The 17,217-nt window shown below is 72.8% G+C and carries 15 protein-coding genes; 11 read left to right on the top strand and 4 right to left on the bottom strand.

What is annotated here, in order from left to right; genetic code table 11:
* From ACFWBF_RS22060 to ACFWBF_RS22010, 11 genes are all read left to right on the top strand, one after another.
* The coding region (locus tag ACFWBF_RS22060) for an NADPH-dependent F420 reductase (RefSeq protein WP_385604424.1) at window positions 1-555 on the top strand (555 nt) is incomplete at its 5' end.
* Complete coding sequence (locus ACFWBF_RS22055) at window positions 540-1,064, top strand: (2Fe-2S)-binding protein (RefSeq protein WP_385604421.1); 525 nt, start codon at window positions 540-542, stop codon at window positions 1,062-1,064. The genes ACFWBF_RS22060 and ACFWBF_RS22055, both read left to right, overlap by 16 nt.
* A 5-nt stretch (window positions 1,065-1,069) precedes the next feature.
* Window positions 1,070-3,475 carry a xanthine dehydrogenase family protein molybdopterin-binding subunit gene (locus ACFWBF_RS22050; protein ID WP_385604417.1) on the top strand — a complete coding sequence of 802 codons (2,406 nt, stop codon included), beginning with the start codon at window positions 1,070-1,072 and terminating at the stop codon, window positions 3,473-3,475.
* On the top strand, window positions 3,472-4,299 hold the full coding sequence (locus ACFWBF_RS22045) for an FAD binding domain-containing protein (protein ID WP_385604414.1): 828 nt from the start codon (window positions 3,472-3,474) through the stop codon (window positions 4,297-4,299). The genes ACFWBF_RS22050 and ACFWBF_RS22045 overlap by 4 nt, the downstream gene beginning before the upstream one ends.
* Window positions 4,300-4,541: 242 nt before the next feature.
* A complete protein-coding gene (locus ACFWBF_RS22040) occupies window positions 4,542-5,708 on the top strand; it encodes an MFS transporter (protein ID WP_385604412.1) in 1,167 nt (388 codons plus the stop codon).
* Complete coding sequence (locus ACFWBF_RS22035) at window positions 5,705-7,195, top strand: ATP-binding protein (protein ID WP_385604409.1); 1,491 nt, start codon at window positions 5,705-5,707, stop codon at window positions 7,193-7,195. Before ACFWBF_RS22040 ends, ACFWBF_RS22035 begins: the two co-directional genes overlap by 4 nt.
* Window positions 7,196-7,210: 15 nt before the next feature.
* Entirely contained in the window at window positions 7,211-7,552 is a 342-nt protein-coding gene (locus ACFWBF_RS22030) for a nuclear transport factor 2 family protein (RefSeq protein ID WP_385604406.1), read from the top strand.
* A 92-nt stretch (window positions 7,553-7,644) separates the two neighbouring features.
* Window positions 7,645-8,289: a TMEM175 family protein gene (locus ACFWBF_RS22025; protein ID WP_385604403.1), complete on the top strand. Its 645-nt coding sequence runs from the start codon at window positions 7,645-7,647 to the stop codon at window positions 8,287-8,289.
* Window positions 8,290-8,361: 72 nt separating this feature from the next.
* Window positions 8,362-9,654 (top strand): IS701 family transposase, encoded by a 1,293-nt coding sequence (locus ACFWBF_RS22020; RefSeq protein ID WP_385604400.1) that lies wholly within the window; start codon window positions 8,362-8,364, stop codon window positions 9,652-9,654.
* A complete protein-coding gene (locus tag ACFWBF_RS22015; protein WP_385604397.1) occupies window positions 9,654-10,949 on the top strand; it encodes an XdhC family protein in 1,296 nt (431 codons plus the stop codon). Before ACFWBF_RS22020 ends, ACFWBF_RS22015 begins: the two co-directional genes overlap by 1 nt.
* A gap of 71 nt (window positions 10,950-11,020) precedes the next feature.
* Window positions 11,021-12,463 (top strand): GuaB1 family IMP dehydrogenase-related protein, encoded by a 1,443-nt coding sequence (locus tag ACFWBF_RS22010; RefSeq protein ID WP_385604394.1) that lies wholly within the window; start codon window positions 11,021-11,023, stop codon window positions 12,461-12,463.
* Window positions 12,464-12,807: 344 nt separating this feature from the next.
* On the opposite strand, the gene ACFWBF_RS22005 is transcribed toward ACFWBF_RS22010, so the two are convergent.
* From ACFWBF_RS22005 to ACFWBF_RS21990, 4 genes are all read right to left on the bottom strand, one after another.
* Window positions 12,808-14,043, bottom strand: a complete 1,236-nt coding sequence (locus ACFWBF_RS22005) for a histidine kinase (RefSeq protein WP_385604391.1) — start codon at window positions 14,041-14,043, stop codon at window positions 12,808-12,810.
* Window positions 14,040-15,794, bottom strand: coding sequence for a cation acetate symporter (locus tag ACFWBF_RS22000; protein WP_385604388.1), 1,755 nt, complete (start codon window positions 15,792-15,794; stop codon window positions 14,040-14,042). The genes ACFWBF_RS22005 and ACFWBF_RS22000 overlap by 4 nt, the downstream gene beginning before the upstream one ends.
* Before the next feature lie 105 nt (window positions 15,795-15,899).
* The gene (locus ACFWBF_RS21995) at window positions 15,900-16,175 is read right to left on the bottom strand and encodes a hypothetical protein (protein WP_385604385.1); all 276 of its coding nucleotides are present in this window, start codon (window positions 16,173-16,175) and stop codon (window positions 15,900-15,902) included.
* Window positions 16,176-16,354: 179 nt separating this feature from the next.
* Entirely contained in the window at window positions 16,355-17,152 is a 798-nt protein-coding gene (locus ACFWBF_RS21990; protein ID WP_385604382.1) for a LytR/AlgR family response regulator transcription factor, read from the bottom strand.
* Window positions 17,153-17,217: the final 65 nt, after the last annotated feature.

Here is a 17,217-nt window from a genome sequence, read left to right as displayed (position 1 = left end):
GCCGCGGCCCCCGTGGTGGCGCCCCCCACCCCCCGCGCCCCGCCGCGCCGGGCGCCCCTGGCCGCCGACCCCGGCCCCGCGCCCCCGGCGGCCCCCCCCGCCGCGCCCCCCGACCGGGCCGAACTGCTGGTGCTGATGGTGCCGTTCGACGGAGTCCGGGGCCTGCTGCCGCAGGACTCCGTACAGGACACCGTGCTGGTCGACGCCACGAATGCGTTCAGCGGCGCCGGAAAACCCCGGGACCTGGGCGGCCGCGGATCCAGCGAACTCGTCGCCGATTGGTATCCCGGCGCCCGGGTGGTGAAATCCCTGAACACCATGCACTTCGAGACCCTCGCCGTCGCGGGAACCGCACGGGGAGAGCGCCTCGCCCATTTCACGGCGGGCGACGACGTGAAAGCGAAAGAAATCGTCGCGGGAATCATCACGGATCTGGGATTCGCCCCCGTCGACACCGGTCCGCTGCACTCCGGAGGAATTCTCCAACAACCCGGCGGACCCCTCTTCAACCGGCCGCTCACGGAAGCGCAGGCGCTGGCATGGATCTCTCACTGAACGTGAACGGAAGACCCGAGCGGTTCGCGGCCGAGCCGAACGAACTGCTCGTGGAACGGCTCCGCGACGGCCTGGGACTGACCGGCACCAAGGTCGGCTGCGACACCGGCCAGTGCGGCACCTGCGTCGTCCGGCTCGACGGCCGGTCCGTCAAGAGCTGCCTGGTCCTCACCGCCTCGGCCGCCGGCTCCGCGGTGACCACCATCGAGGGAGTCACCACCCCCGGCGGGGAACTCACCGGCCTCCAGGAGGCCCTGCGCCAGGAGCACGGCACCCAGTGCGGCTTCTGCACCCCCGGGATGGTCATGGCCCTCGGCGAACTCGTCGGGAACACCGCCGACCGCGAGGCCCCCACCGAGCCCGAGATCCGCGAGTGGCTCACGGGCAACCTGTGCCGCTGCACCGGCTACCACAGCGTCGTGCGCGGGGTGCAGCGCGCCTGCGCCGCCGCCCGGGCCGAGGTGCCGGCCGCCGCAGCCGCCGCGACCGCCACCGGACAGGAGGCGTGAGGGAGATGACCACAGTGACGGGGGAGGCCGCCGCCCCGGGAGGCGGCGTGCTGGGTCAGCCGCTGGACAGCCGCGAGGACCCGCAACTGCTGCGCGGCGAGGCCACGTACGTGGCCGACATCAACCTGCCCGGCACCGCGCACATGGCCATCCTCGGCAGCCCGGTGGCCCACGCGAGGATCCTCTCCATCGAGACCAAGGCCGCCGAGCAGCTGCCGGGCGTCCTGAAGGTGGCCACCGCGGCCGACTTCACCGAGGTCATGCCGCTGCCCTGCATCTGGATACCCGGCGGGGTCGAGAGCCACTTCCCGCCCCACCCCTACGGACTTCCCGGCGCCCGCCCGGTCCTCACCGGCGATGCCGTCCGCCACGTCGGGGACCCCATCGCCGTGGTCGTCGCCGAGACCCCGCGCCAGGCCGCCGCGGCGCTCAGCGCCATCGCCGTCGAGTACGAGCCGCTGCCCGTGGTCACCCGGGCCGACGAGGCGCTCGCCGAGGGCGCGCCCCAGCTGCACGAGACCGTCCCCGGCAACCTGAACGCGTACTGGACCTGCGGCGACAAGGACCGCACCGACGCGGCCATCGCCGAGGCCGAGGTCACCGTGGAGCTGGACCTGGTGAACCAGCGCACCGTCAACAGCCCCATCGAGCCCCGCGGCGCGGTCGGCGACTTCAACGCCGCCACCGGCGAGTACACCCTCTACGCCTCCACCCAGGGCCCGCACAACCACCGCTTCCTGCTCTCCGCCCTGGTCCTCGGGATCCCCTTCAACAAGCTGCGCGTCATCGCCCCGACCGTCGGGGGCAGCTTCGGCACCAAGGGCTACCTCTACCCCGACATGGCGCTGGTCCTGCTGCTCTCCAAGGCGCTCGGCCGCCCCGTGAAATGGGTCGACACCCGCACCGGCCTGATGAACTCCACCGTCCAGGGCCGCGACCACCGCCAGCACGTCACCCTGGCCGGCACCCGCGACGGCCGCATCACCGCCGTCCGGGCCACCAGCTACGCCAACCTCGGCGCCTACCCCTCCACCATCGGCCCGGGTGTCGCCACCGCCCTGATGGGCCGTTCCATCAGCGGGATGTACGACATCCCCGCCGCCTTCTGCGAGGTGTACGCCGCCTTCACCAACACCGTCTCGCTCGGCGCCCAGCGCGGCAGCGGACGGGCCGAGGCGGCCTTCCTCATGGAGCGCCTGGTCGACCGGTACGCCACCGAGATCGGCATGGACCCGGCGGCGGTACGGCGCAGGAACCTGGTGCCGAAGGAGAAGTTCCCGTACGACAACGGCCTCGGCTGGACCTACGACTCCGGGAACTACCAGCTCAACTTCGACCGGGCGATCGAACTGTCCGGCTACGCCGACATGCCCGCCCGCAAGGCCGAGGCGCGCACCCGCGGCAAGCGCCTCGGCGTCGGCATCGCCACCTACGTCGCCGTCTGCGGGGTCGGCCCCTCCACCCGGATGGCCAAGGAGGGCATGCTCGGCGGCACCTGGGAGAGCGCCAACATCCGCGTCCACCCGACCGGCGAGGTCACCGTCACCGTCGGCTCCGCCTCCACCGGCCAGAGCCACGGCACCGTCTTCGCGCAGGTCGCCGCCGACGAGCTCGGCATCGACCCGGCCCAGGTCCAGGTGTACGAGGGCGATACGCAGAAGGCCCCCTACGGGCAGGGCACCTACGGCTCGCGCTCCTACAGCATGGCCGCGCCGGCCGTCGCGCTCACCGCCCGGAAGATCAAGGCCAAGCTGGTCAGGGCCGGGGCCGTCTTCCTCGGGCTCCCCGAGGACAAGGTGGTCTACGCGGGCGGCAAGGTCCACGAAGAGGGCAACGAGGAGAACGCCAAGACCTTCGCCGAGCTGGCGATGGCCATGTGGTACGGCTGGGGGCTGCCCCCGGAGATCGAACCCGCCCTCGACGAGACCACCCACTTCGACCCGCCGGACTTCAACTACCCCTTCGGGACCCACGTCGCGGTCGTCGAGGTCGACGAACTGACCGGCGAGAGCGAGGTGGTGGCCTACACCGCCGTCGACGACGCCGGCAACATCGGCAACCCCAAGGTGGTCCTCGGCCAGATCGAGGGCAGCATCGTGCACGGCCTCGGCCAGGCGCTGATGGAGGCCGCGGAGTACGACGAGAACGGGCTGCTGGTCAGCTCCGACCTCACCAAGTACGCCCTGCCGCGCGCGGCCGACGTGCCGTTCTTCGTCCTCGACAAGACGGTCACCCCCTCCCCGCACAATCCGCTCGGGGCCAAGGGCGCGGGCGAGATCGCCACCGTGCCGCCCGCCGCGGCCGTGGTCAACGCGGTCGTCGACGCCCTGAGCGACCTGGGCGTGCGGCACATCGACATGCCCCTGACCCCCGAGAAGGTCTGGCGCCGCCTCCAGGGAGAGCCCCAGTGATCCTCGCCGAGTTCGACTACGTCCGGCCCGCCGGCCTCGACGAGGCGCTGGCCCTGCTGTCCGCCGCCCCGGGCGCCCGGGTGCTTGCCGGGGGCCAGAGCCTGCTGCCCGACCTGCGCACCGGGGCCGACCGGGCCCGCCTGCTGGTCGACGTACGGCACCTGGAGGAGCTGCGGGGCATCGAGCGCACCGCCGAAGGACTGCGCATCGGGGCCCTCACCACGCTCGCCGAACTCGCCGCGCACCCGCGGGTGCTCGCCGAGGCCCCCGAGCTGGCCGCCGCGGCCCGCGCCAACGGCGACCCGCAGGTGCGCAACCTCGGCACCGTCGGCGGGAACCTGGCCGCCACCGGGAGGGCCACCGACCTGCCGGTGGCGGCCATCGTCGCCGACGGGCTGGTCGAACTGGCCGGCCCCGGCGGCCGCTCGGCGCTGCGGGCCGAGGAGTTCGCCGCCACCGGCGCGCCCGCCGGAGCCGTGGTCACCGCCCTGCTCGTACCGGGCGCCGGGCGGGGCGCGGCCTTCGAGAAGACCGCCGACCGGGCCACCCGCTACCCGCTGTGCGCCACCGCGGTACGGATCACCCCCGACGGGCCCCGCATCGCCGTCACCGGGGCCACCGTCCGGGCGCTGCGGCTGCGCGGGGTCGAGGAACGGCTGCGCGGGGGCCCGTACACGACCCGGACCGTGCTCGCGGCCTTCCGCGGCGAGCCCCGGGAACTCTTCGTCCCCGGCCGCGGCACCTCGGCCGAGTACCTGGGCCACCTCGCGGGGGTGCTGACCGCCCGCGCGCTGGCGAGGGCGCAGGACCAGTCCCGCGCCTGACCGCACACCACGGGGAGTTGAGTGGAGCAGTGGAACCGTCCGAGACGACCACGACGACCGCCAGGACCACCAGGACCGCCCTGACCACCAGGACCGCAAGGACCACCAGGACCGCAAGGACCATGAGGACACCGTCGACCACAGGGGTCACCTTGCACCCTCCCGTCCCAGACACTCCCGCCACTTCCGCGACTCCCGCCACCCACCTGGCCGGCGGGGCCAGAGGCTCCGGATTCTGGCTGGTGGGCGCGGTCCTCGTGCTGCTGATGCTCTCCTCCTCCGTCCCCTCCGCCCTCTATGTGCTCTACCAGGAGAAGTGGGGACTCTCCTCCGGCACCATCACGGTGGTCTTCGCCCTGTACGCCGTCACCGTGCTCGCCGGCCTGCTGCTGTTCGGATCCCTGTCGGACACCCTCGGCCGGCGTCCCGTCCTGGGCGCCGCACTGGTCCTCGCGATCGTCTCCATGGGCCTGTTCGCCGGGGCCCGGGGACTCGGGCTGCTGCTCGCCGCCCGCGCCGTGCAGGGGCTCGCCGTGGGCCTGGCCACCGGGGCGATGGGCGCCGCGCTGCTGGAACTCACCCCGCGCTCGCGGCCCGCGCTCGGCGCGCAGGTCAACAGCGCGGGTCCGACCGTCGGCATCGGGCTCGGCGGCATCGGGGCCGGGCTGCTCGTCCAGTACGCGCCCGCCCCGACCGTACTGACCTACCTGCTGCTGATCGGCGCCTTCGCCGGCGTGCTGGTCGGCGTGGTGCGGATGGGGGAGAGCGCCCCCGGATCGGGTGGCCGGCCGCGGATCGCCCCGCACCGGATCCGGATCCCGGCCGCCGCCCGCGGCCGCTTCGCCGTCCTCGTCCTGACCGTCGTCGCCGTCTGGTCGGTCGGCGGCTTCTACCTCTCGCTCGGCCCGCACCTGGCCCTCTCGCTGTTCCAGTCCACCAACCACCTCGTCGGCGGCGCCACCGTCGCCCTCCTCGCGGGCGCCGCCACCGCCTCCCAACTGCTGCTGGGCCGCACCGAGGCGCTGCGCACGGCGCTGCTCGGGCTGTGCGGGCTGCTCGCGGGGCTCGGCCTGGTCCTGCTGGCTCTGGGTCTCGGCTCGGCCGCCGTGTTCCTGGTCGCCACCGCCGTGCTCGGCAGCGGCTGGGGCGCGGCCTTCCTCGGCTCATTCCGCGCCCTGAGCGCACTGGCCGACCCGGCTCGCCGCGGCGAACTGACCGCCGCCGTCTACGTCTTCGCGTACCTGGCGATGAGCGTGCCCGCGGTGCTCGCCGGGATGCTCACCAACATCCACGGCCTCCAGCGCACCTCGGTCGGCTTCATGACCGCCGTCGCCGCGGTGTGCGCGCTGGCTCTGCTGGTCACCCTGAGGCTGGCCGCCCGTACCAAGGCAGAAGGGGGTCCGGCGTGAAGGCCGAGGCGCTGCGCTCCGCCCTGCGCGGGCTGGAGATCTTCGAAGGGCTCACCGAGGAGCAGTTGGACTGGCTGGTCTCGGTCTCCGAACCCCGGGTGCTCGCCGACGGCGAGATCCTCTTCCGCGACGGCGAGGAGGCCACCGGCTTCCACGTCCTGCTCTCGGGAGGCCTGGTGGTGACCAAGGTCGTCGACGGCCGCGAGGAGGTCCTCACCCGGCACTCCACGGAGGAGGAGTACGCGGCGGCCGAGGAGCACGACGGGAAGCCCGCCGCGGCCCACCGGTTCACCGGCGAGCTGCCGCTGCTGACCGACGGCGCGTACGTGGCCACCGCGGCCGCGAGCGGGCCGGCCACCACCGTCGTGGCCTACGCCAAGCCGGTGTTCTTCGAGATGCTGACCCGCTGCCACGGGGTGGCGGCGGTACTGATCCCCGTGCTGGCCTGGCGGATCAAGTCCTCCGAGGTCCAGGCCCGCAAGCGGGCCACCGTCGAGGCTCTCGGCACCCTCGCCGCGGGCCTCGCGCACGAGCTGAACAACCCCGCGGCCGCCGTGGCCCGCGCCGCCCAGGAGCTGGTGCCCGCCCTGGACGGGCTCACCCGCAGCGCCCAGGCCTGGGGCGCGGCCGCGACGGGCGCGGAGCGCGCCGTACTCGACCGGCTGGCCGACGAGCTCGACAAGGTGGCGCCGCCGGTGGTGAGCGATCCGCTCGCCCAGGCGGACGCCGAGGAGGAGATCGCCGACTGGGCCGAGGAGGCGGGCGCCGAGCGGCCCGGACTGCTCGGCGCCGGCGTCTCGGACCTCGGGCTGCAGCTGGGCTGGCTGCTGGAGCGCCTGGAGGGCGTCGGCGAGCCGGCCCTGCCCGCGGCCCTGGATCACCTCGCGGCGCTCCTGGAGATCCGTTCGCTGGCGGCCGAGCTGCGCGCGGCCGGTCCCCGGATCTCCCAACTGGTGTCCGCCACCCGGGATTACGCCAATCTCGACCGTGCGCCCGAGCAGCGCTTCTCGGTGACCGAAGGGCTGGAGAACACGCTGGTCGTGCTGCGTTCCAAGCTCACCGGCATCAGCATCGTCCGTGAGTACCACCCCGACCTGCCCGAACTGACGGGCCATCCCAGTGAGCTGAACCAGGTGTGGACCAACCTCGTCGACAACTCGGCCGAGGCCATGGAGGGTTCCGGCACGCTCGCCCTGCGCGTGCGGGCCGAGGGCGTCTGCATGGTCGTGGAGATCGCCGACACCGGCCGGGGCATCCCCGAGGAGTCCCTGCCGCGGATCTTCGAGCCCTTCTACACCACCAAGGACGTGGGCAAGGGGACGGGACTCGGCCTGCACCTCAGCTACCGCATCGTGACCCAGCGCCACCACGGGTCGATCACGGCCCGGTCGCGTCCGGGGGAGACCCGGATGCTCGTCCGGCTGCCGCTGTCGGGGACCGATCCCTCCTGCGCCGTGCCGGCGGACGGCCCCACATCCACCAGTTGAGAGAACGGAGTCGACATGACCACGTACGACATCGCCACACTGCACCCGGTGTTCGTCCGCCAGATGGAGGCGCTGGCCGCCCTGGACATCGAGGCGGTCATGAAGAACTACACCGATGACGCTGTGCTGTTGCGCTTCGAGGGCGCCTCGGTGGGGATCGAGGCGGTGCGCGAGACCTTCACGGGCTACCTCACCGTGAAGCCCACCCTGGTGGAGCTCCAGGAGTACATCGAGACCGAGGACACGATCTTCTACCGGGCGATCATGAATCTGAACGGCGAACCGGAGCACGCGTTCGGGACACTCGTCGTCCGCGATGGCCGGATCTGGCGCCAGACCGCCGGCTTCGGCGGCTGAGACCCGATATCTGGGTAGCGTGTGCGGGGAGGGCCGGGTGGCGCCCTCCCCGGGCACCCGCGAGGGCGCGAGCGCAGGGGGAAGGGGAGGCCGTGGAGCAGGAAACGAACCGGGTCGAGGCGTTCAGCGACGGCGTATTCGCCATCGTGATCACGATCCTGGTCCTGGAATTAAAGGTTCCGGAAGGTCAGGGCGACGAGCTCTGGCACGGACTGTGGGAACAATGGCCGCACTACGCGGCATACGTCGTGAGTTTCCTGATCATCGGCGTCATGTGGGTGAATCACCACACGATCTTCAGTCACCTCAAGCGGGTCGACCGACCGTTGTTGTTCCTGAATCTCCTGGTGCTGATGGTGGTTTCGGTGATTCCGTACACCACCAATGTGCTCGCCGAACACCTCGTGAACGACGATTCGGCCAACGTGGCCGCCATCCTCTACAGCGCCTGGACCGTCGTCTACGCCCTCGCATTCCTGGCCTTCTGGTGGTATGTCACCCAGGTCGGCCACCTTTTCCACGAAACCGTGGACAAGGACGGGGCCCGTGCGACGCGGATGCGATTCGGCCTGGGCGCCATCGCCTACCCCTTGACCGTCGTCCTGTCCTTCTTCTCCGCCCCGCTCACTCTCGTCGCACACTTCCTGATTGCCCTCTACTACGCGGCGAACCAGATCCCCATCCCCCTCGTGGTAGATGAGGAGCGGCTCGAAACTGCCAGCGACCTCAGGAAGTAGCCGCCCGGCCCTACGGCCGTTCTGCGCGGTCAAGTAGGGTAATGGATCTAGCTGGTCGCGGGGGAGGCCGAGATGGCTCGCGTAGCTCTGCCGGAGGAATCCGCCAAGGAAATCTCCGAATTGATCGACGTACTGATCTCACTTCTCTTCGAGTCCTTACCCCGGCGGGACCAGCGAAACTGGGCCCGCGTATATCTGAACGGCCTCGTGCGGACCACCGGGAAGAAAACAATCCGTAACATCGCCGGAACAGGGGCCAGTTCCGTCGAGCAGAGCCTCCAGCAGTTCATCAGCAAATCCCCGTGGGACTGGACCCCCGTACGCCGCTCCCTCGCCCAGCACCTGGAACGCACCGCCCAGCGCCCGCTGGCCTGGGTCGTCCAGCCCATGGTCATCGAGAAGGCCGGTGACCGCTCGGTCGGCGTCGGGCGGCAGTTCGTCCCCCAGCTCGGCCGCACCGCCAACTGCCAGCAGGCCGGCGGGATCTGGCTCGCGTCCAGCGAAGCCGCCTTCCCCGTCGAATGGACCCTGACCCTCCCCGGACCGTGGACCAGCGAACTCCTGCGCCGCCGACGGGCCGGCATACCGGACACCGCCCGCTCCCTCACTCCCGCCCAGGACGCCGTACACGCCGTTCAGCGGATGGCCGCGACCTGGCAACTCCAGCGCCGGCCCGTGGTGATGGAGGTCTCCAACAGCGAACTCCCGCAGTGTGCCGAGTCCTTCGCCCTCCAGGACATCCCCTTCGTCTTCAAGGTGGACGGCTCGCTGTCCGTCTCCTTCGGCGGCGCCGGCCGTCACAAACCCGGGCCGTACACCGCGCCGGCCCGTGAGCTCATCGACTCGCTGCGCTCCCAGCGGCGCGTCGTCGAATGGACTCGGCACGGCCGCACCGAGGGAGCCGTGACCCTGCTGACCTCGGCCTCGATCTTCACCGCCCCCGGCGAGGACCGGTTCGCGCCCGCGCCCCCCACCCCACTGCTGCTCGTGGGCGCGTGGACCGAAGCGGCCCTGCTGCCCTCCGAGTTCTGGATCACCAACATCGGGGACCGGCCGCTGGCGCAGCTCTTCCTGCTGGCCAAGCTCACCGACCGGGTCTCCCTCGACTTCACCGACGTCTGCGAACCCGTCGGCATCCGGGACTTCGAGGGCCGCTCCTTCCGGGGCTGGCACCACCACGCCACCCTCGCCAGCGTCGCCCACGCCGCGACCCTGCTGGGCGCCCGCGGCCGATTCCCCGAGGCCTACGCCGGCCCGGCGCTGCCCGCGGCCACCCGCCCGGCCGCCCGCGCCGCCACACCGCCGGTGCTGCCGCCACGTCCGCTCATACCCGGGCAGACCACGCGCCGCGAGTACATCCGCTGATGCTCGACATCGCCGCGGAACTACGCGCGTGGTGCGCCGCCGGGCGGGACTTCGCGCTGGCCACGGTCGTGGCCGTCAGCGGCAGCGCGCCGCGCGGACCGGGGGCCTCGCTCGCCGTGGACGCCGACGGCACCGCGCTCGGCTCCCTCTCCGGGGGCTGCGTGGAGTCGGCCGTGCACGCGCTGTGCCTCGACGCCATCGGGTCCGGCGAGGGCGGCCTGCACCGCTTCGGCCACAGCGACGACGACGCCTTCGCCGTCGGGCTGACCTGCGGGGGAGTCCTGGACGTCCTGATCACCCCGGTACGCGGGCACGACCCGGTACGCCCCGTCATCGGCTCGGTGCTCGACGCCGCCTGCGGCGGGGCGCGGGCCGCGCTGGCCCGGGTGGTGTCCGGCCCGGCGCAGCAGCGGGGCCGGGCCCTGGCCGTGCACGCCGACGGAGGCCACGAGGGCTGCCTGGGCGGGGGCGCGGAACTGGACCGGGCCGCCGCCGGGCAGGTGCGGGCGCTGCTGCTGGCCGGACGCACGGGCACCGTCGAACTGGGCACGGCGGGCGGGCTGTGCGGGGAGCCGCTGACCCTGCTGGTCGAATCGGCCGCCGAGCGGCCCCGGCTGATCGTCTACGGAGCCATCGACTTCGCGGCCGCCCTCGCACGGATCGGGGCCTTCCTCGGCTACCGGGTCACCGTCTGCGACGCGCGGGCCGTCTTCGCCACGCGGGCGCGCTTCCCCGGCGCCGACGAGGTGATCGTGGACTGGCCCCACCGGCACCTGGCCGCGGAATCTGCCGCAGGGCGCCTGGATGCCCGTACCGCGGTGTGCGTCCTCACCCACGACGCCAAGTTCGACGTACCGCTGCTCGCGCTCGCGCTGGGACTGCCCGTGGGATACGTCGGAGCCATGGGATCGCGGCGCACGCACGCCGATCGCACGGCCCGGCTGCGCGCGCAAGGGGTGGGTCCGGTCGCGCTGGCCCGGCTGCGCTCGCCGATCGGCCTGGACCTCGGCGGTGGGACCCCCGAGGAGACCGCCCTGGCCATCGCCGCCGAGTTCACGGCGGTCCGGCACGGCGGAACGATCCTGCCGCTGGGGCAGCGCACCGGCCCGGTCCACCGGCGGAGCGGGGGCCGGGCACCGGAACGAAGTGCGGAAAGAAACCCGGAAAGAAACCCGGAAAGGACCCCCGGAAAGGGCCCCGGGAAGGACCAAGGTCCCGTAGGAAAGAACCACCCGGCCCGGTATGTCCTGGACGATCGGCCCGGGCGGCGTAAACCCCGGGACATGGGAGAATGAAGTACGTGCGTTTCCTCGGCTGCCCTGTCAGCCACTAACAGGATCCTTCGATCGACTGGGATGTTCAGCACGTGCGTTTCCTCAATGACCTGAAGCCGCCGTACGACCTGACGTACGACGATGTGTTCATGGTGCCGAGCCGCTCCGCGGTCGGTTCCCGCCAGGGCGTCGACCTCTGCTCGCCCGACGGCACCGGCACCACCATTCCGCTGGTCGTGGCCAACATGACCGCCATCGCCGGCCGCCGGATGGCCGAGACGGTCGCCCGCCGCGGCGGCATCGTCGTCATCCCGCAGGACATCCCGATCGAGATCGTCACCGACGTCATCTCCTGGGTGAAGACCCGCCACCACGTGCTCGACACCCCGATCACGCTGGCGCCCACCCAGACGGTCGCCGACGCGCTGTCCCTGCTGCCCAAGCGCGCCCACGGCGCCGGCATCGTCGTCGACGACGAGGGCCGCCCGGTCGGCGTCGTCACCGACCACGACCTGACCGGTGTGGACCGCTTCACCCAGCTCTCCGAGGTCATGTCGAAGGAGCTGCTGCTCATCGACGCCGACATCGACCCCCGCGAGGCCTTCAACAAGCTCGACGCCGGCCACCGCAAGCTGGCCCCGGCCGTCGACAAGGACGGCAGGCTCGTCGGCATCCTCACCCGCAAGGGTGCGCTGCGCGCGACCCTGTACACCCCGGCCACCGACGCCAACGGCAAGCTGCGCATCGCGGCGGCCGTCGGCATCAACGGCGACTTCGTGGCCAAGGCCAAGCAGCTGCTCGACGCGGGCGTGGACACGCTCGTCATCGACACCGCGCACGGCCACCAGGAATCGATGATCAACGCGATCAAGGCCGTCCGCGCGCTCGACCCGCAGGTCCCGATCGTGGCCGGCAACATCGTCGCCGCCGAGGGCGTCAAGGACCTCATCGACGCCGGCGCCGACATCATCAAGGTCGGTGTGGGCCCCGGCGCCATGTGCACCACCCGCATGATGACCGGCGTGGGCCGCCCGCAGTTCTCCGCGGTGCTGGAGTGCGCGGCGGAGGCGAAGAAGCACGGCAAGCACGTGTGGGCCGACGGCGGCGTCCGCCACCCGCGCGACGTGGCGATGGCGCTGGCCGCCGGTGCGTCGAACGTCATGATCGGCTCCTGGTTCGCCGGTACGTACGAGTCCCCGGGCGACCTGCAGCAGTCCGCCGACGGGCGCCTGTACAAGGAGTCCTTCGGCATGGCCTCGGCGCGCGCCGTGCGCAACCGCACCTCGGAGGAGTCGGCCTACGACCGCGCCCGCAAGGCGCTGTTCGAGGAGGGCATCTCCACCTCGCGGATGTTCCTCGACCCGGCCCGTCCGGGCGTCGAGGACCTGATCGACTCGATCATCGCGGGCGTCCGGTCCTCGTGCACCTACGCGGGCGCGGGCTCGCTCGCGGAGTTCGAGGAGAAGTCGGTCGTCGGCATCCAGTCCGCCGCCGGTTACGCCGAGGGCAAGCCGCTGCACGCCAGCTGGAGCTAGTGCTGTGTCCGGAAGGGTTCACCGCGTCGCGGCGCCCGGCACGGCACCTCGCCGCGTTGTCGGACCGCGCAAGTACGTCCAGTACGGGCAAACCTTCCCGGCCACAGCACTAGTCGCTCTCCCCGTGGCCCCCGGCCGTCCCTGGCGGGCGGCCGGGGGCCACGTGCGTTTCGCGGGCGGCGGCGACTGGACATGGCTGATGCCGTCTGCCTGGTGCCGCGCCGTGCCCCGCGCCTCAAACGCCGGCGCGGCTGATCTTTGCCGGGCGGCATCAGCCACGATCCAGCCCCGCCGGCGTTTGAGGCGCTGGGTACGGGGCGGAGCCCCGGGGCAGGGCGTCCGCGTCAGTGCCGGGGGAGTCGTCCTTCGGGGGCGGAACTGTGCACTCCCGCACGGTATTTGGGAATCCGGACCGTGATCTTCATGCCGGCGCCGACACCCGTTTCGATGACGAGCCCGGAGTCGTCCCCGTACACCTGGCGCAGCCGCTCGTCCACGTTGGGCAGGCCGACGCCGGACGAGGAGCCCGCCCGCTCCCCGGCCAGGATCCGGCGCAGCAGGGCCGGGTCCATCCCGACGCCGTTGTCCTCGATGGTGATCAGCGCCTCCGCGCCCGCGTCCCGGGCGGCGATCGTGATGCGGCACTCCTCGGTGGAGTCCTCCAGCCCGTGCTTGACCGCGTTCTCCACCAGGGGCTGGAGGCACAGGAACGGCAGGGCCACCGGCAGCACCTCCGGAGCCACTTGGAGGGTCACCTTCAGCCGGTCGCCGAACCGGGCTCCGGCCAGCGCCAGGTACTGCTCGATGGAGCGCAACTCCTCGGCAAGCGTGGTGAAGTCACCGTGGCGCCGGAAGGAGTAGCGGGTGAAGTCCGCGAACTCCAGCAGCAGATCCCGCGCCCGCTCCGGGTCGGTGCGCACGAACGAGGCGATGGCCGCGAGGGAGTTGAAGATGAAGTGCGGGGAGATCTGCGCCCGCAGCGCCTTGATCTCCGCCTCCATCAGCCGGGTCCGGGAGCGGTCCAGCTCGGAGAGCTCCAGCTGGACGGAGACCCAGCGGGCGAGCTCGGTGGCGGCCCGCGCCAGCACCGCCGACTCCCGGGAGCCGTAGGCCACCAGAGCGCCCAGCACTCCGTCCTCGCCGGTCAGCGGGGCCACCACCGCCCACTTCAGCGGGCAGTGGGGCCGCTCGCACTCGGTCCGCAGGCTCTGGCTGCGGCCCGACTCCAGCACCACCGCCACCCGGGCCATGGCCCGCCGCTGGTGGTGGTCGGCGCCCGGCCCGTCCCAGGCCAGCACCGACTCGCGGTCGGTGAGGCACAGTGCCTCGGTGCCGAGCAGCGAGCGCAGCCGTTTGGCGGCCTTGCGGGCGGCGTCCTCGGTCAGGCCGGCGCGCAGCGGGGGCGCGGCGAGGGACGCGGTGTGCAGGGTGTGGAAGGTGGCCCGTTCCACCGGGGTGCCGAGATCGAGGCCGACGGCGCGTTCGCCGCGGCGGGCGTGCCACCGGCCGCCCGCCCAGCCGAGGCCCAGCAGCAGGGCGGCGCCCGCCGGCGCCAGCAGCGAGAGCACCGCTCCGGTCACGGAGCACCGCCCGCGCCCGTGCCCGCGACGCCGGAACCGGCCCCCGCCGTCACGTCCTCCGGAAGGTGCAGCCGGGCCAGGGTCGCCGCCGTCCCGGCCGGGATCCGGGCCCGGGTGGCCAGCGACACCAGCACCATCGTCGAGAAGCCCAGCGGCACCGACCACACCGCGGGCCACGCCAGAAGCGTGTTGACCCACCCCGCCGGCGCCAGCCCGGCCCGCGTCACCAGCACCGCACTCAGCGCCGCCCCGCCACCCGTCACCAGCCCGGCCACCGCCCCGGGCGGGGTCAGCCCGCGCCACCAGATCCCCAGCACCAGCAGCGGGCAGAACGAGGACGCCGACACCGCGAAGGCCAGCCCCACCGCATCCGCCACCGGCACATCCGTCGCCGCGACACTGCCTCCCAGCGGCACCAGGATCGCCACCAGCACCGCGACCCGGAAACTGCGCACCCCGCGCGCCCGCAGCACGTCCTGGTGGAGCACCCCGGCCACCGCCATGGTCAGCCCCGAGGCCGTCGACAGGAAGGCCGCGAACGCGCCCCCGGCCAGCAGCGCCCCCAGCAGCTCCCCGGGCACCCCGCCCACCAGCCGCTCCGGCAGCACCAGCACGGCAGCGTCCGCGTCCCCGGTCAGGGCCAGCTCGGGGGCGTAGATCCGCCCGAGCGCCCCGTACACCGGCGGCAACAGGTAGAAGACGCCGACCAGCCCGAGGACCACCAGCGTGGTGCGCCGCGCGGCCCGCCCGTTGGGGCTGGTGTAGAAGCGCACGGCCACGTGCGGCAGCCCCATGGTGCCGAGGAAGGTGGCCAGGATCAGCCCGTACGTCGCGTACAGCCGCAGCTCCGGCCGGTCCCCGGACAGCGACCCCGACCAGCTGGGACCGCCCGGCGCACCCTGCGCCCGGGTGCCCGGTACGGGGGTGTCCGGGGCGAACTCCAGCCGCGCGTGCGCCCGTACGGAATGCTGCCCGGCGCCGAGCGTCAGCGGCGCGGCCTCGTACGTCCGCCCGTCCACCCGGCCGGTCACCGTCACCGTCAGCGGCGCGTCCAGGGAGATCCGTACGTCCTCCGCGAGCGTGACCGCGGTGTGCTCGCGAAAGACCGCCGGGGCGTCGAAGGAGACCCGCGGCGCCCCGTCCCCGGCCCAGGCCGCCAGCAGGAAGAAGGCCGGGACCAGCAGGGCGGTGAGCTTGAGCCAGTACTGGAAGGCCTGCACGAAGGTCACGCTCCGCATCCCGCCCGACGCGACCGCCGCCGTCACCACGAACGCGACGACCACCCCGCCCACCCAGTGCGGAGCCCCCGTCAGGATCTCCAGGGTCAGCCCCGCACCCTGCAACTGCGGCAGCAGGTAGAGCCAGCCGACCCCGAGCACGAACAGCACCGCGATGCGCCGCACCGCCTGCGACTCCAGCCGAGCCTCGGCGAAATCGGGCAGCGTGTACGCCCCCGAGCGGCGCAGGGGGGCCGCCACCAGCACCAGCAGCACCAGGTACCCCGCCGTGTAGCCGACCGGGTACCAGAGCATCTCGGGCCCCTGGAGCAGCACCAGGCCCGCAACCCCCAGGAAGGAGGCGGCGGACAGGTACTCCCCGCTGATGGCCGCCGCGTTGAGCCGGGGGCCGACCGTCCGCGAGGCGACGTAGAAGTCGGAGGTGGTCCGGGATATCCGCAGCCCCAGCGCGCCGACCAGCACCGTGACCAGCACGACCACGGTGACCGCGGTCAGCGCGTACGTCTGGTTCACCGGTCGGGTCCTTCGGCTGGGGGCGGGGGTGACCGGAGTCTACGCACGGCCCCTGACCGGGCAACAGGCGCGATCCGGCGCCATCCCCGCATCCTCACGCGGGAGTCAGTGCGCCGGGTCCCGGTGCTCCTCGCAGTCGCGCAGGGCGATCTCCAGCTCCACGTACGACTGCTCCGCGCGCCGGAAGGCCAGCGTCAGCGCCGCCTGCGCCCGGGGCGGCAGCTGCTGCGTGACCCCGTCGTTGGCCTCGCCCAGTACGTCGGCCCAGCGCGCGGCCGCGCTGCGCAGCCGGGCCAGCAGCGCCTCGGCCTCGGCGGGCCCGGCGGGCCGGGTGCGGGGCAGTCCGGTCAGGGCGTCGAGCAGCGCCTGGATCTCGGACATCTAGGCAGTGCCTCCTCCCGCGCCGGAAGATCCACGATACGCAGGGGCACCCGCGGCGGCGGACCGCTGCGCCAACGCTGCGGCCGACGGCCCCGGCGGGTCGCCGTACGCCCCTCCCGGTGCGACGAACGGCTCACCGGTTCGCCGGACGGTCGAAGCGCCGCCCCGGCGGCTGCGCGCTAGCCCATCGCCTGGCGCATCAACAGGTCCCGCAGTTCCCGTGCGTGCCTGCGGCTCACCTGGAGTTCAGCCGAGCCGACTCGCACGGTGGTGGTGCCCGCGTCGAGGCGCAGCTCGTCGATCCGGCCGAGGGCGACCAGGTGGCGGCGGTGGATGCGGACGAATCCGCGCGCCGCCCAGCGCTCTTCGAGCGTGGACAGGGGGATGCGGACCAGGTGGCTGCCCTCGCCGGTGTGCAGCCGGGCGTAGTCGCCCTGGGCCTCGACGTACGCGATGTCCGCGATGGGCACGAAGCGGGTGACCCCGCCCAGTTCGACGGCGATCTGCTCCGGGACCTCGGCGGCCGGCTGAGCGGGGACCGTGAGCGCCGGGGCCGGGGCCGCCGCCGGCGGATCCCCGGCGGCCCGGCCGAGCTGCGCGCAGACCCGCCGGACGGCCTCGGCCAGCCGCTCCGGCCGGACGGGCTTGAGCACGTAGTCCATGGCCTTGAGGTCGAAGGCCTGCACCGCGAACCCCTCGTGGGCGGTGACGAACACGATGAGCGGCGGCCGCGCGAAGCCGGCCAGCAGCCGGGCGATGTCCAGGCCGGTCAGCCCGGCCATGTGGATGTCGAGGAAGACCACGTCGATGCCGTCGGCCCCGTCCGGGCCGGTCTCCAGCGCCCGGGTGATCCGGCGCAGCGCCTCGGTGGCATCCGAGGCACCCTCGGCGCTGAGCACCCGGGGGTCGGAACGCAGCAGGTAGAGGAGCTCCTCCAGGAGCGGCTTTTCGTCGTCGACGGCCAGTACACGCAGCATGCGAGGGAGTCTAGTGCTGTGGCCGGGAAGGTTTGCCGGGGCGCGGTGTCCGGTGCGGTGCATCG

The sequence above is a fragment of the Streptomyces sp. NPDC060028 genome, from assembly GCF_042736725.1.
Lineage (GTDB): Bacteria > Actinomycetota > Actinomycetes > Streptomycetales > Streptomycetaceae > Streptomyces.
Note: the sequence above shows the minus strand (reverse complement) of the source record. Positions and strands in the feature narration are given on the sequence as shown.